Annotated in this window: 13 protein-coding genes; 1 reads left to right on the top strand and 12 read right to left on the bottom strand. The window is 68.0% G+C overall.

Going from position 1 to position 14217, the window contains the following annotated elements:
- Position 1: 1 nt before the first annotated feature.
- From HMPREF2924_RS32485 to HMPREF2924_RS32475, 3 genes are all read right to left on the bottom strand, one after another.
- Positions 2-883: a triphosphoribosyl-dephospho-CoA synthase gene (locus HMPREF2924_RS32485; protein ID WP_023094477.1), complete on the bottom strand. Its 882-nt coding sequence runs from the start codon at positions 881-883 to the stop codon at positions 2-4.
- Positions 883-2547 carry a malonate decarboxylase subunit alpha gene (gene mdcA / locus HMPREF2924_RS32480; RefSeq protein WP_023094476.1) on the bottom strand — a complete coding sequence of 555 codons (1665 nt, stop codon included), beginning with the start codon at positions 2545-2547 and terminating at the stop codon, positions 883-885. The genes HMPREF2924_RS32485 and mdcA overlap by 1 nt, the downstream gene beginning before the upstream one ends.
- A gap of 110 nt (positions 2548-2657) precedes the next feature.
- Positions 2658-3239 carry an alpha/beta hydrolase gene (locus tag HMPREF2924_RS32475; RefSeq protein ID WP_003106176.1) on the bottom strand — a complete coding sequence of 194 codons (582 nt, stop codon included), beginning with the start codon at positions 3237-3239 and terminating at the stop codon, positions 2658-2660.
- 215 nt (positions 3240-3454) lie between these two features.
- On the opposite strand from HMPREF2924_RS32475, the gene HMPREF2924_RS32470 reads away from it, so the two are divergent.
- A complete protein-coding gene (locus HMPREF2924_RS32470; RefSeq protein WP_003111981.1) occupies positions 3455-3667 on the top strand; it encodes a DUF3079 domain-containing protein in 213 nt (70 codons plus the stop codon).
- A gap of 180 nt (positions 3668-3847) precedes the next feature.
- Here the strand turns inward: HMPREF2924_RS32470 and HMPREF2924_RS32465 are convergent, their stop codons facing one another.
- The 9 genes from HMPREF2924_RS32465 to HMPREF2924_RS32425 form a co-directional block, all read right to left on the bottom strand.
- Positions 3848-4249 carry an ExbD/TolR family protein gene (locus HMPREF2924_RS32465; RefSeq protein ID WP_003083981.1) on the bottom strand — a complete coding sequence of 134 codons (402 nt, stop codon included), beginning with the start codon at positions 4247-4249 and terminating at the stop codon, positions 3848-3850.
- A gap of 1 nt (position 4250) precedes the next feature.
- A complete protein-coding gene (locus HMPREF2924_RS32460; protein ID WP_003083979.1) occupies positions 4251-4970 on the bottom strand; it encodes a MotA/TolQ/ExbB proton channel family protein in 720 nt (239 codons plus the stop codon).
- Between the two features lie 28 nt (positions 4971-4998).
- Positions 4999-5814, bottom strand: a complete 816-nt coding sequence (locus HMPREF2924_RS32455) for an energy transducer TonB (RefSeq protein ID WP_023094475.1) — start codon at positions 5812-5814, stop codon at positions 4999-5001.
- A 343-nt stretch (positions 5815-6157) separates the two neighbouring features.
- Complete coding sequence (locus HMPREF2924_RS32450) at positions 6158-7594, bottom strand: NAD(P)(+) transhydrogenase (Re/Si-specific) subunit beta (protein ID WP_003083975.1); 1437 nt, start codon at positions 7592-7594, stop codon at positions 6158-6160.
- Positions 7594-7902 (bottom strand): NAD(P) transhydrogenase subunit alpha part 2, encoded by a 309-nt coding sequence (locus tag HMPREF2924_RS32445; RefSeq protein ID WP_003083974.1) that lies wholly within the window; start codon positions 7900-7902, stop codon positions 7594-7596. Before HMPREF2924_RS32445 ends, HMPREF2924_RS32450 begins: the two co-directional genes overlap by 1 nt.
- Before the next feature lie 75 nt (positions 7903-7977).
- Entirely contained in the window at positions 7978-9096 is a 1119-nt protein-coding gene (locus HMPREF2924_RS32440; protein WP_003083972.1) for a Re/Si-specific NAD(P)(+) transhydrogenase subunit alpha, read from the bottom strand.
- Positions 9097-9742: 646 nt separating this feature from the next.
- Positions 9743-10642 carry a TauD/TfdA dioxygenase family protein gene (locus HMPREF2924_RS32435; RefSeq protein ID WP_003128400.1) on the bottom strand — a complete coding sequence of 300 codons (900 nt, stop codon included), beginning with the start codon at positions 10640-10642 and terminating at the stop codon, positions 9743-9745.
- 67 nt (positions 10643-10709) lie between these two features.
- Positions 10710-11612, bottom strand: coding sequence for a TauD/TfdA dioxygenase family protein (locus tag HMPREF2924_RS32430; RefSeq protein ID WP_003110976.1), 903 nt, complete (start codon positions 11610-11612; stop codon positions 10710-10712).
- 40 nt (positions 11613-11652) lie between these two features.
- Positions 11653-14025 carry a TonB-dependent receptor gene (locus HMPREF2924_RS32425; protein WP_003128399.1) on the bottom strand — a complete coding sequence of 791 codons (2373 nt, stop codon included), beginning with the start codon at positions 14023-14025 and terminating at the stop codon, positions 11653-11655.
- Positions 14026-14217: the final 192 nt, after the last annotated feature.

Raw genomic sequence — 14217 nt, 5'->3', positions numbered from 1 at the left:
CTCAGAGACTCCCAGCCCACCCACCGGACACGGCGGGCAGGCGATCGAGGAAAAGACAGGCGGCCAGCAGGTCGGCGGCGCCGCCGGGCGAAGCGTTCAGCGCCAGCAGGCGGCGGTCCAGCTCGCACAGGCGGCGACGCCCGGCGAGACTGGCGCTGCCGCCGGCGGCGAGCACCGCGCGTGCGCCATCCTGCATCGCGGCGAGGCCGACGCGGCCGGCGCGGTGCAGCACGCAGGTATCGTCGAGGACGCTCATGATCGCCAGCAGCGCATCGAGCCTGGCGTTCTGCTCGCCAGCGCCGCCTTCGCGGCTGCGCCATAGCTGCGGCAGGCCGTGGCGCACTGCGCGGGGGAAGCCGAGACGCGCCTCCTCGCGGGCGCCGCCGACGCCGTAGCGCCGACGGACGCGCTCGCCGTGGCTGTCGCCGATGGCGGCCGCCGGATCGTCGAGCAGGGCGATGCGTCCTGCGCGCGCGGCCACTTCGCCGGCCTGCGTGCGGCACGGTTCGAGAGCGGCGGCCGCGACCAGCAGGCCGAGCGCCCAGATCGCTCCGCGATGGGTGTTCACGCCTTCGGTGGTACGCAGCATCGCCGCCTCGCCGTCGCGCCCCAGTTGGCCAAGGACGCCGCGCAGGCGCGCATCGATGCGCCCATGCCGCTGGGCGGCGTCGGCCATTTCCTTGAAACACGGCCACAGGCTCAGCGCCGAGGCCTGCATCAGGCCCAGGTGCAGGTCGGCATGCGCGCCATTGCCGCGACGGTCCACCAGGGCCGGTTTGGGCGACAGTTCGGCTTCGTCGATGAGGGCGTCCACCGCCAGGTCGGCCAGGCATTCGCCGAGGTCGGCGCGCAGCGTCGCCGCGAGGTTCGCGATGGCGTTCATCACCAGTTCCTGAAACGCGCCGGCGGCTGGTACAGGCCGCCGGACCACTCGACCAGCTCGGCGATGCTCTTCGCCGCCAGCAGCTCGCGCGAGGCGTCGGTGCGGCGGATGCCGAGGTCCTCGGGCAGCGCGATCAGCCCTTCGCGGCGCATCCGCAGGGTCTCGCGCGGATCGTGGCGCAGGCCGATCGGACTGATCCCCGCCACCGCCGCGATCATCGCCTGACGTTCCTCCAGCGAGCGCGCCTTGTACAGGTAGGCGATGCCTTCCTCGGTGAGCACATGGGTAACGTCGTCGCCATAGATCATCACCGGCGCCAGCGGCATGCCGGTCTGGCGCGCCACCTCCAGCGCGTCGAGACGCTCGACGAAGGTCGGTTTGCCGCCGTCCTGGAAGGTCTCGACCATCTGCACCACCAGCTTCCTGCCGCGCTCCAGCAAGGCCTCGGGTTCGCCCCGCATGTCCAGCCAGGCCGGCGTCGAGTGGCGCCGGCCGCGCGGGTCGTGGCCCATGTTCGGGGCGCCGCCGAAACCGGCCAGGCGTCCGCGGGTGACGGTGGAGGAATGGCCGTCGCCGTCGACCTGGAGGGTGGCGCCGATGAACAGGTCTACCGCGTACTGCCCGGCCAGTTGGCAGAACATCCGGTTGGAACGCAGCGAGCCGTCGCGACCGGTGAAGAACACGTCGGGACGCTGGGCGATGTAGCCCTCCATGCCCAGCTCGGTGCCGAAGCAGTGCACGCTCTCGACCCAGCCGCTCTCGATGGCGGGGATCAGGGTCGGGTGCGGGTTGAGGGTCCAGTGTCGGCAGATCTTGCCCTTCAGGCCGAGGGACTCGCCGTAGGTCGGCAGGATCAGCTCGATGGCCGCGGTGTTGAAACCGATGCCGTGGTTCAGCGACTGCACGTTGTGCCGCTGGTAGATGCCGCGGATCGCCATCATCGCCATCAGCACGTGGACCGGCTTGATGTGGCGCGGGTCGCGGGTGAACAGCGGCTCGATGTAGAACGGCTGGTCGGCCTCGACCACGAAGTCCACCCAGGACGCCGGGATATCCACTCGCGGCAGGTCGCGCGGGTCGTCGACGATACGGTTGACCTGGACGATGACGATGCCGTCGCTGAACGCGGTGGGCTCCACCAGCGCCGGGGTGTCTTCGGTGCTCGGCCCGGTGTACACGTTGCCTTCGCGGTCGGCGACGAAACCGGCGACCAGCGCCACGTTGGGGATCAGGTCGACCACCAGCCGCGCGTACAGCTCGATGTAGGTGTGGATCGCGCCGATCTCCAGCAGGCCGTCTTCGAGCAACTGGCCGATGCGCAAGCTCTGCGGGCCGGAGAAGGAGAAGTCGAGCTTGCGCGCGATGCCCAGTTCGAACAGGTCGAGATGCTCCGGGCGGCCGACGCTGGGCATGATCATGTGCAGGTCGTGCAGCTTGCCGGGATCGACCCGCGCCAGCGAACGGGAGAGGAAATCCGCCTGCTTCTGGTTGTTGCCTTCCAGCACCACCCGATCGCCCGGCGCGATCAGCGCCTCCAGCGCGGCGACCAGGCGTTCGCGCGGCAGCACCGCGCCGTCGGCCAGGCCGCGCACGCGCTCGAGGCGCCGCTGCTTTTCCTGGCGGCGCCGCGACCACTGCGGCGGGGGAGAGATCGGTGTCGTCATGTCGGCTCCAGGTTTCACGCTGTCGTGAGGAGCCACGTTAGGCAGGCCGCCAGGCCTGTTCAATCAAGCCGGGCGACGAACCGTTACGCCAAGGTTAACGATCTGGAGGATCAGGCGCGGCGACGAGCCTGGCTGTCGATCAGGTACTGCAAGCGGAACAGGTGACGGTAGCCGGCCTCCCAGGCGCCGTGGCCGGACTTCACGTTGATGTGCCCGGCCTCGGGCAGGATCACCGTCTCCGCGCCCCAGGCGCGGGCCAGGTGCATGGCGCGCTGCGGGCTGCAGGCCTGGTCGTTGTCGGAACCCACCAGCACGCTGGGGAACGGCAACGGCTCGCGGCTGATCGGCGCGAAGTTGCGCAGCGCCTCGGCGCAGCTCTCGCGCTCGACGTCGGCCGGCGCCACCAGCAGGGCGCCGCGTACCTGGTCGCGCACCCGGCGCTCGGCCTGGGCCGCCCACAGCGCCACTGTCACACAACCCAGGCTGTGCGCGATCAGCACCACCGGCCCGGGCTGGCGGCGGATCTCGGCATCCAGCTCGGCGATCCAGTCGGCGCGCAGCGGGGTGATCCAGTCCTGTTGCTCGACCCGTGAGGCATTGGGCAGCGCTCGCTGCCAGTGACTTTGCCAATGGGCGTCTTCCGAGCCGTACCAACCGGGCACCAACACATAACGGACGCGTTCGCTGTGCATGGAGATCCCTCCAGAAAAATTCATCACCAGGGAAGTGTAAGGGCGCAGTCTTTTTTCTCTAAGGAATAAAAAGCAATTTTAATATTCTATTAATTCATATGAGCCAATCGAGTTGATCCAGCGCAAGCCGAAGCCACTTTTCCGCGGCAACGCCTGGGCGACGCATGCCATCGGCGGTATACCTGAGCGCAGGCATCAGGTATCGGGACAGGATCATGGCCAAGAAATTTCCCCTCCATCCCAGCCACCCGGAGCGCATCTGCTGGGGTTGCGACCGCTATTGCTCGGCGGAATCTATGGGCTGCGGCAACGGCGCCAGCCGCACCCAGCATCCCAGCGAACTGTTCGGCGAGGACTGGGCCGGTGAATGGGAAGTCGAAGGAACGGAGGACGCCAAGGAGCAGGAGGCGCCGGCACGCCAGGCCTGAGCGCCCAGGCGTGGGACGTGCACGCGATGGACAGGGTGCGCGACGCATTCGCGAGCCCGGCCTCGGCGGACACGCCCGAGGAGCGTCCATCCGGAATAAAAAAGACCGCTCTCCCCTGCCCGGATCGGAGCGGTCGAAACCGTTGCCCGCCCGGCCTGCGCCGGACGGCGTGGATTCGCTTCAGCGTGCGGTGATCACCGCCAGCCTGGTGATCCCGGCGCGCTCGATGGAAGCCATGGCCTTCGCCACCTGGCCGTAGTTCACCCCTTCGTCGGCCTGCAACTGCACGCGGATCTCGGCGTCCTTCGCCTTGGCCGCGGCCAGGTTGCTCTCCAGCAGCTCCGGCTGAATCTCGTCCTTGTTGACGAACAGCTTGCCGGCGCCATCGATGCTCACCACCAGGGGATCCTTCTGCTCCGGCGGGGCCACCGATTCGGTCTTCGGCAGGTTGATCGGGATCGAGTTGGTCAGCAGCGGCGCGGTGACGATGAACACCACCAGCAGCACCAGCATCACGTCGACCAGCGGGGTGACGTTGATTTCGGAAAGGACTTCGTCGCTGTCCTGGGTCGAGAAGGCCATGTCAGGACGCCTCCTTCACGTTGCGCGAGGGGTTGCCGGCCTGGCGCGCGGCGGAGGGATGGACGATGACGCGGAACGCGCTCTTCTGCGCCAGGCTGTAGAAGTCGTGGGCGAAGTCGTCGAGGTCGGCGGCGGTCAGCTTCAGGCGCCGCAGGAAGTAGTTGTAGACCAGCACCGCCGGCACCGCGACGGCGATTCCCACGCCGGTGGCGATCAGCGCGCTGCCGATCGGCCCGGCCACGGTCTCCAGGCTCGCCGAGCCGGCCGCGCTGATCCCCTTGAGCGCCTCCATGATGCCCCAGACGGTGCCGAACAGACCGATGAAGGGCGAGGTCGAGCCGATCGAGGCGAGCACCGCCAGGCCCGACTCCAGGGAACGCCGCTCGCGCTGGATCTGCTGGCGCAGGGCGCGTTCGAGACGGTCCTGGTGGTTGATCGACTGGGCCAGGTCGGGCTGGCCGTTGTCCTGCACCTGGATCGCGGCGAAGCCGGCCTGGGCCACGCGGGCGCCGGCGCCCTGCTTGTCCTGCGCCTGCTCGCCGGCGGAGTCGAGGCTGGTGGCGCTCCAGAACTGCTTCTGGAACTGGCGGTCCTGGCGCTTCTGCCGGGCGAACTGCACGCCCTTGACCAGGGCCAGGCCCCAGGTGACCACGGAAAAGCCGACCAGCAGCCAGATGACGGCGCCTTCGACGGATTCGAGCGGGGTGGTTAACAGACTCATGACGGATGCTCCTCGTGACGCTGCAGATTCAGTTCAACTTGAAATCGATCGGTACGCTGACCCAGCCGTCCTCGGCCTTGTCGCCGCGCTTGGCGGGAACGAAGGACCAGCGCTTGACCGCTTTCACCGCGGCCTGGTCGAGGGCTTCGCGTCCGCTCGACTTCTGCACCTGGATCTCGCTCGGACTGCCGCTGGCGAGGACATGCACCCGCAACAGCACGGTGCCCTCCCAGCCGCGGCGCATGGCCAGGGCGGGGTATTCCGGCGCCGGGTTGTGCAGGTAGCCGGCGTTCGCCGACGGCGGCGTCAACGGCGCCGGAGCAGCGACCGGCGCCGGCGGGGCGGGTGGCGCGGCGGGTTGCGGCGGCGCGGGCGGAGCCGGCTCGACGGCCTTCGGCGCCGGCTTGGGCCGGGGTTGCGGCTTGGGCTTGGGTTTCGGCTTTGGCACCGGCTTCGGCGGCGGCGGCGGCTTCACCGCGTTCTCGTCGACCACCGGCGGTGGCGGTTCCTCGACCACCGGCGGCAACGGCTCGGGCGGCGGCGGTTCCACCACCGGCGGCTCCGGGGCGGTGAACTCGATGGTCATCGGCGGCACCTGTGGCGGCACCTCGGGCAGCGCCGGGGTTCTCTGCTGGCTCAGCCAATGGATCACCGCTCCGTGCAGGGTCAGGGCGAACAGGACCAGCAGGATCGTCTCGCGCCGGCTGAGCACGCGACCCTGTGTCGGGTTGTGGCGAACCAGGTGCAACGCCTGGCGAACCGGCCGACCGAGCGCCACCAGGTCGCCGCCGGGCGTCTCGCGCCAGGGCTGCGTGCGGGCATCGACGGGCTGGGGGGTTGCCATGGAAAAGCTCCTTGCACTGACGAACTCGATGGCCGCTCAGGTCCGTGCTGGAGTCCTAGCGGCGCAGGGAGTTGCATGATTGGCAAGGAGGCTTAGCGCCTGAAGTAATTATTTTTGTTATGGAAATAACTTCTGGAGCTATGGGTTTCGCCCATGTCGCCACAGGCCGCGTGGTTGGCGGGCTACAGCGATCCGACGAAAAACCCATGCCTTGCGGGCATGAAAAATATTCCTGAAAGGCTGGTGTTTTCGCCGTTGGAAGCGGCGGAGAACGCTGCGCGGGCAACCCGCGAAAACGAAAAACCCCGGCCTGGGCCGGGGTTCTGGTGGACTCAGCGGGGAGTCACTCCACCGCCTTGACCATGTCTTCGATGACTTTCTTGGCGTCGCCGAACACCATCATGGTCTTGTCCAGGTAGAACAGCTCGTTGTCCAGGCCGGCGTAGCCGCTGGCCATGGAGCGCTTGTTGACGATCACGGTCTTGGCCTTGTAGGCCTCGAGGATCGGCATGCCGGCGATGGGCGACTTCGGATCGTTCTTCGCCGCCGGGTTGACCACGTCGTTGGCGCCGAGCACCAGGACCACGTCGGTCTGGCCGAACTCGGAGTTGATGTCCTCCATCTCGAACACCTGCTCGTAGGGCACCTCGGCCTCGGCCAGCAGCACGTTCATGTGCCCCGGCATGCGCCCGGCGACCGGGTGGATGGCGAACTTCACGGTGACCCCACGATGGGTCAGCTTCTCCGCCAGTTCCATCAGCGCGTGCTGGGCGCGGGCCACCGCCAGGCCGTAGCCGGGGACGATGATCACGCTGTCGGCGTTGGTCAGCAGGAACGAGGCATCGTCGGCCGAACCGGACTTCACCGGACGCTGCTCCTTGGAGCCCGCCGGGCCGCCGGCGTCGGCTTCGGCGCCGAAGCCGCCGAGGATGACGTTGAAGAACGAGCGGTTCATCGCCTTGCACATGATGTAGGAGAGGATCGCACCCGAGGAGCCGACCAGCGAGCCGGCGATGATCAGCATCGAGTTGTTCAGCGAGAAGCCGATCCCCGCCGCGGCCCAGCCGGAATAGGAGTTGAGCATCGACACCACCACCGGCATGTCGGCGCCGCCGATGGGGATGATGATCAGCACGCCGAGGACGAAGGCCAGCGCCAGCATCACGGCGAAGGCGGTGAGGTTGCCGGTGAACATGAACACCAGGCCCAGGCCGAGGGTCGCCAGGCCGAGCACCAGGTTCAGCAGGTGCTGCCCGGAGAACTGCACCGGGGTGCCCTGGAACAGGCGGAACTTGTACTTGCCGGAGAGCTTGCCGAAGGCGATCACCGAACCGGAGAAGGTGATGGCGCCGATGGCCGCGCCGAGGAACAGCTCCAGGCGGTTGCCGGTGGGAATGGTGTCGCCCAGGTGCGCGACGATCCCCAGCGACTGCGGCTCGACCACCGCGGCGATGGCGATGAACACCGCGGCCAGGCCGATCATGCTGTGCATGAAGGCGACCAGCTCGGGCATCTTGGTCATCTCGACGCGCTTGGCCATGATCGAGCCGGCGGTACCGCCGACCAGCAGGCCGACGACGATGTAGCCGACGCCGGTGGTGGCGATCTCCGCGCCCAGCTTGAACACCAGGCCGACGGTGGTGGCCACGGCGATGGCCATGCCGACCATGCCGAAGAGGTTGCCGCGGCGCGAGGTGGTCGGGTGCGACAGGCCTTTCAGGGCCTGGATGAAGCAGACCGAGGCGATGAGGTACAGGAGGGTGACCAGGTTCATGCTCATCAGTGGCCCCCCGCCTTCGGCGCTTTCTTCTTGAACATTTCCAGCATGCGCCGGGTGACCAGGAAGCCACCGAACACATTGACCGCGGCCAGGGCCACGGCGAGGGTGCCCATGGCCTTGCCCAGCGGGGTCACGGTCAGGGCGGCGGCGAGCATGGCGCCGACGATGACGATCGCGGAAATCGCGTTGGTCACCGCCATCAGCGGGGTGTGCAAGGCAGGGGTGACGTTCCATACCACGTGGTAGCCGACGTACACGGCCAGCACGAAGATGATCAGGTTGTAGATCCCGTCAGAAATGATATCCATCGTTTTCACCGGTCTTCAGGGCGCAGGCGCGAGGCGTGCGCATTTATCGTTATCGAAGCTTCCCGACGCAGCGGCTCAGCCGTTCTTGCGCACCGCCTGGCCGTCGCGGCACATCAGGCAGGCGGCGACGATGTCGTCCTCGAGGTTCACGCTGAAGCCTTCGGCGTTCAGGGTGAGCTTGAGGAAGTCGAGGATGTTGCGCGCGTATAGCGCCGAGGCGTCCGCCGGTACCAGCGCGGCCAGGTTGCTGTGGCCGACGATGGTCACGCCGTGCCGGACCACGACCTGGTCGGCCTCGGTCAGCGGGCAGTTGCCGCCCTGGGCGGCGGCCAGGTCGATGACCACCGAGCCCGGCTTCATCTCCGCCACGGTCGCCTCGTGCAGCAGCGTCGGCGCCTTGCGGCCGGGGATCAACGCGGTAGTGATGACGATGTCCGACTGCTTGGCGCGCTCGTGTACGGCCTTGGCCTGGCGCTCCATCCACGAGGCCGGCATCGGCCGCGCGTAGCCGCCGACGCCTTCGGCGCACTCGCGCTCTTCGTCGGTCTCGTAGGGCACGTCGACGAACTTGGCGCCGAGCGACTCGATCTGCTCCTTCACCGCCGGACGCACGTCGGAAGCCTCGATCACCGCACCCAGGCGCTTGGCCGTGGCGATCGCCTGCAGGCCGGCGACGCCGGCGCCGAGGATCAGCACGCGGGCGGCCTTCACGGTGCCGGCGGCGGTCATCAGCATCGGCATGAAGCGCGGATAGTGGTTGGCGGCGAGCATCACCGCCTTGTAGCCGGCTATGTTGGCCTGCGAGGAGAGCACGTCCAGGCTCTGCGCCCGCGAGGTACGCGGCGCGGCCTCGAGGGCGAAGGCGGTGATGCCGCGCTCGGCCATGCGGGCGATATTCTCGTTGTCGAAGGGGTTGAGCATGCCGACCAGCACGGCGCCGCTTTTCATCTGGGCCAGCTCGGCGGCGCTGGGCGCGACCACCTTCAGCACCAGGTCGGCGCCGAAGGCCTCGGCGGCGCTGCCGATCGTCGCGCCGGCGGCTTCATAGGCACTGTCCGGCTGGCTGGCGTTGACGCCGGCGCCGCTCTGGACGATCACCTGGTGGCCTTGGCCGATCAGCTTCTTGACGGTTTCCGGGGTGGCGGAAACCCGCGTCTCACCGGCATGGGTCTCGAGGGGGACACCGATCTGCACTCACGAATCTCCTGCGTGATTGTCGAGTAGTCCGGGGCACTGCGGATGGCGCACCGGCTGCGGAGGTCTAGCTCACATACCGCGATTCGCGAACGAACCTTGGCGCGGCATTGTGCAATCGAGCCGAAAAGCCTTCAACAAGTTCTGAAGGCATACGACATAGAAACTACAAGTCATAAACCGACCAACAATTCCCGCCCATCGCCGCCGGGCGCGTCCTGACTGGCGTGCAGCCTATCCGGGGAAGCCCGCGCGAGAATATGACATCCCTGCCGTGAATGACCGGCTATCAGGTCAAGCCGCTACGGCTTCGACGGGAAAATATCCTGCCAGCGCCGCGGAATGCCGGGGTAATTAATGTTTTTAATACGCTGTATCAGCAATCCCTGATGCCTGGCCAAAGTAGCAAAGCAAAACTTTGACTACAAAGTCAGGATCGCCTTTCCATGGGCGCTGCAGGCCAGCTCGTTAGACCAAAGGCGAATTGCCCTATGGGCAGGATAGACGCGGAGAAATGGCAGAACTGCGACAGCATGTCGCAGTTCTGCTAGCTATTCGCCGGAACGGAAGGGGCTCGCCAGAGCGGTGCGCAGCGACCGGCGTCGGTCGGCAACGGAGGAGCCGGCGCACGCTGGGGGATGCCGGTTCAGAACGGACGGCTGCCCGCCAGGCTGATGCGCTTCAGGCGCCGCCGCTCGCTGGCCGGGAAGGCGTTGCGCGCATGCAGCACGGCCTGGTTGTCCCACCAGACGATGTCGCCCACCGACCAGGCGTGGCTGTAGCTCAGTTCCGGGTGCGCCAGATGTTCGCGCAGGCGACCGATCAGCGCCTGGCCCCGCGCGGGGTCGTAGCCGGGAATCTCCACCTCGGTGTGGGCGCTGAGGAACAGTACGCGCCGGCCGCTTTCCGGGTGGGTGCGTACCAGCGGGTGCTCGCTGCCCTGGATCGGTTCGATGTCCGGCGTGCGGTAGGTGGCGAAACCGCCGCCGTAGCCGCCCTCGCGCAGGCGGATGAAGGGGTTGTAGTTGATCAGGCGCAGGCCATCGATCTCGCGCCGGGTCGCCTCGTCGAGGCTCTCGTAGGCGCGCGCCAGGTTGGTGAAGCGCGTCTCGCCGCCACTGGACGGCACCTCCAGCGCGTAGAGCAACGAGCCGGAGGACGGCACCGGCGTCCATTGGTGGTCGATGTGTGCCGGCAGGGCGAAGTTGCCCAGTTCGCCGTCGCCGGTGTTGGCCACCTTGACGATCTCCGGCACCTTGCCGTCGCCACCCGAGGACAGCACCGGGATGTCCGCCGGCGGCTGGAACACCGAGCCGAACAGGGTGGCGAAGCGCAAGTACTGCTCATCGTCGAGGTGCTGCTGGCGGAACACCAGGACGTGGTGCTCGCGCAGCGCCTGCTTGAGCGCCAGGACCTGCTCCGGCGCCAGCGGCCGGCGCGCGTCGAGGCCACGGACTTCGGCGCCCAGCGGCGCCTCCAGGGGGGTGATGCGGAATGCCTCGGCGACCTCGGGTTCGGGTTGCCGGGCGGTGGCGGATTGGCTCATGTAAGGGGTCCTCGCGGGTTCGTTCTGCCTGTGGTCGCCCTCCCCGGCGAGGAGAGGGCCGGGTCCGTCATGCCTTCCGGATCGTCCGGCTGCGTTGCCCGTCGATGCCTACCGGCACGTCGCCGCCGAGGGTCACCCGGCGCACTACGCGCGGCTGGTCGCCGTAGTCGTCGATCGCGTAGTGCTGGGTCGCGCGGTTGTCCCAGATCGCCACGTCGCCGGCCTGCCAGCGCCAGCGCACGGTGTTCTCCAGGCGCGTGACGTGCCCCTGCAGCACCGCGAAGAGGTGCGCCGAGTCATGCTGCGAAAGACCCTTCAGGCGTTTCACGAAGTGGCCAAGGAGCAGCGTCCGCTCGCCGCTTTGCGGATGCACGCGGACCACCGGGTGCTCGGTCTCGTAGACGGTCGAGGTGAACACCTTGCGGTAGTTCTCCAACTGCTCCAGCGAGGCGCTGGGCTTGACCCCGGCGTAGTCGTACTCGTTGCTGTGCACCGCCCAGAGCCGGTCGGCCAGCTCGCGCAGCTCCGCCGGCAGGTCGGCGTAGGCGCTCGCCGTGTTGGCCCAGACGGTGTCGCCGCCGGACTCCGGGGCCACCACGCTGCGCAGGATCGAGGCCTTCGGGTAGGCCTCGACGAAGGTCACGTCGGTATGCCAGGAATTGGCCCGGCGGCCTTCGGCGCCATCCAGCTCGAGGAGGAAGCGGGTGCCTTCGCGGGACGGCACGGTTGGGTGGGCGACCGGTTCGCCGAGCAAGTGGGCGAAGGCCTCCTGGGTCTGGTCGTCGAGATGGCTCTGGTCCCGGAAGAAGATCACCTTGTGGCGTACCAGGGCGGCCTGGATCGCCTCGACGGTGGCGGCGTCCAGTTCGCCGGACAGGGTCACGCCGCGAATCTCCGCGCCGATCCGTCCGGCGACCGGCCGGACGTCGAGCCGTACCGGCGTGGCGAGGGCTTGTGCTGCATTGCTCATGTCATGTTCCTCATGCGTGGGGTACTGCGTGGGTGAAGGCTCAGAAGTCGTAGCGCAGCGATACGCCGAGCGTGCGCGGCTGCCCCACCGATGCGGTGTAGGAGCCGTTGATGCTGGCGAAGGCGCTCAGGTAGTAGTCCTTGTCGAAGGCGTTCTTCAGCCATACCGAGGTGTCCAGTTGGCCGTCGCCGAGATCGCTGCGCAGACCGGCGGCGAGGTTCACCAGGGCGTAGCCGTCGATCTTCGAAAGGTCGGAGTTGTCCAGCGTGCCCTCGGCGGCGGAACGGTAGGCGTAGCTGGCGCTGACGTAGGGTTGGAAGCGGTCGTCGAGGCGCCACTGGTATTCGCCATTGAGATTGGCGATCCATTTCGAGGCGCCGACCACGCGCTGCCCGCTGAGGTCGCAACTGCTCGGCGCGCCGGGCCGGGTGCTGACTTCCGCAGGGCACGGGGCATCCTTGAACGACAGGTAGGTGACGTCGTTGTAGGAGCCGTTGAAGTTCAGGGTCAGGCCGCGCAACGGCAGCGCGGTGGCCTCGAACTCCAGGCCGCGCGAGCGCACGCTGCCGGCGTTGGCCAGCACCTGCACCAACTGGGTCGAGCCCGGCGCCTGGTACAGGGTGGTGGCCTGGTAGCCGTGGATGCCGGTCCAGAACAGGTTGGCGTTGAGCAGCAGGCGCCGGTCGAAGAGCGTGCTCTTCAGGCCCAGCTCGGCGTCGTTGGCGCGCTCCGGTCCGACCAGCAGCGAATCGGCGCCGGCGCTCGGTGCGCTGCCCACCGCCAGGTTGACCCCGCCGGACTTCTCGCCGTGGGACAGGCTGGCGTAGCCGAGCAGGTCGTCGCTGAACTGGTAGCTGAGGCTGAGCAACGCCGAAGGGGCGAAGTTGTACTGGCTGAGATCGCCGGAATCGTAGGCGCCGAGCTGGCCGTTTCGCACCGCCGCGCCGACCCCGCCGACCGCCGCGCCGCCCAGCGGAGCGAAGCGCTCGACCTTGGCGTTCTTCTCCTCGTAGGTACCGCGCAGGCCGGCGGTGAAGTCCAGGCGTTCGCTGAGGTGCCAGGTGCCCTGGGCGAACAGCGCGAAGCTGTCGGTCTCGATCTTGCCGTTGGCCTTCGAGTAGGTGTCGTTCAGCGCGCCGAGATTGGCGCCGAGCAGGTACAGGTCGGCCAACGGTCCGTAGGAGGTGAAGGTCTTGTTGCCGAGGTTCTGCCTGAACGCGTAGGCGCCCACCACGTAGTCGAAGGCACCGCCGGTGGGCGAGGCCAGGCGGATCTCCTGGGAGAACTGCCGGTCGTGCACTTCCACCCCGGTGTCGTTGATCGCCGAGACGTTCAGTTGCTCGTCGTTGGCCGGGGTGAAGTGCCAGTAGCGGTAGGCGCTGATGGAGGTCAGGCGGTAGCCGCCGGCGAGGTTCCAGTTGGCCTCCAGCGAGCTGCCGCCCTGGTGCACGCTGACGTGCTGGCGGCCGTTGATGTTGACCTTCCTGCGCTGCGGATCGCGCAACGGCGAAGCGCCGACCAGCGCGGCGCGCTGCCAGAAACGCTCGGCGGCGCCGTAGACCACCATGCTGCCGTTGCTCGAATCCTCCTCGTTGTAATCGGCGATCCAGCGCAGGCTGAAGTCCTCGTTCGGCTCGAACAGCAATTGCCCACGCGCGCCCTGGCGCTCGCCGCCGTTGAGATAGTTGTCGTCGTGGATGTTCTTGATGTAGCCGTCGTCGCGGGTGCGATAGGCCGAGAGGCGTCCGGCGAGGGTTTCGCCGAGCGGCCCGGAAACCGTGCCGCGGCCCTGGAAGTAGCCGTCCTGCCCGCCGGAGACCTCGACGGTACGCTCGGCAGTGAAGGTCGGCGCGCGGGTGCTGATGTTCAGCACCCCGGCGGTGGTGTTCTTGCCGAACAGGGTGCCCTGCGGACCGCGCAGCAGCTCCAGTTGCTCGATGTCCAGCAGGTCGAACACGGCCATTCCCGGACGTCCCAGGTAGACGTTGTCGAGGTAGATCCCGGCGCTGCCTTCCAGGCCGTCGCTGGCGGGGTTGTTGCCGATGCCGCGCACGGCGACGCTCGACTGCCGCGCATGGATGTAGGCGACATTGACGCTGGGCAGCACCTGCTGCAGGTCCTGCACCCGGGAGATGCGCTGGGCCTCGAGAGTCTCGCCGCCGAGCACGGTGATCGGCGTCGGTACCTTCTGCGAATCCTCCTCGCGGCGACGCGCGGTGACAGTGACCTTGCCCAGGGCCGTATCGGCCTTGACCGGTGCGCTGCCGGCCAGCGGCGGCGCTTCCTCGGCGGGCGCGGGAGCATCGGCGGCACTGGCCGGCAACGCACCGCCGAGGGCGAGCAGCAGGGCCAGGGCGTAGTCGGAGCCGCCGGGCGGCGTTCGGCGGAGCGGCAGGCGGTAGTGATACTTCATCGTGAATGTCCTCGGTTCCGGCACAGCCGGACGCAGGCAGCAGGCGGCCATGCCGCGCAAGGCAGCGATCTGGCGAAAGGTTCGAAGGGGGGCCGGCGGACGGCTCAGCCCCGGGCGACTGTCAGGGACGACAGCCGCCGGCGACGCGGAAGGGCATTCGGAACGGCGGAGGTGGCGCGGCAAAGGCACGGT

Origin of the sequence: Pseudomonas sp. HMSC063H08 (assembly GCF_001813645.1) — a bacterium.
Lineage (GTDB): Bacteria > Pseudomonadota > Gammaproteobacteria > Pseudomonadales > Pseudomonadaceae > Pseudomonas > Pseudomonas aeruginosa.
The sequence above is the reverse complement of the archived record's forward strand: the minus strand, read 5'-3'. Positions and strand labels throughout refer to the sequence as shown.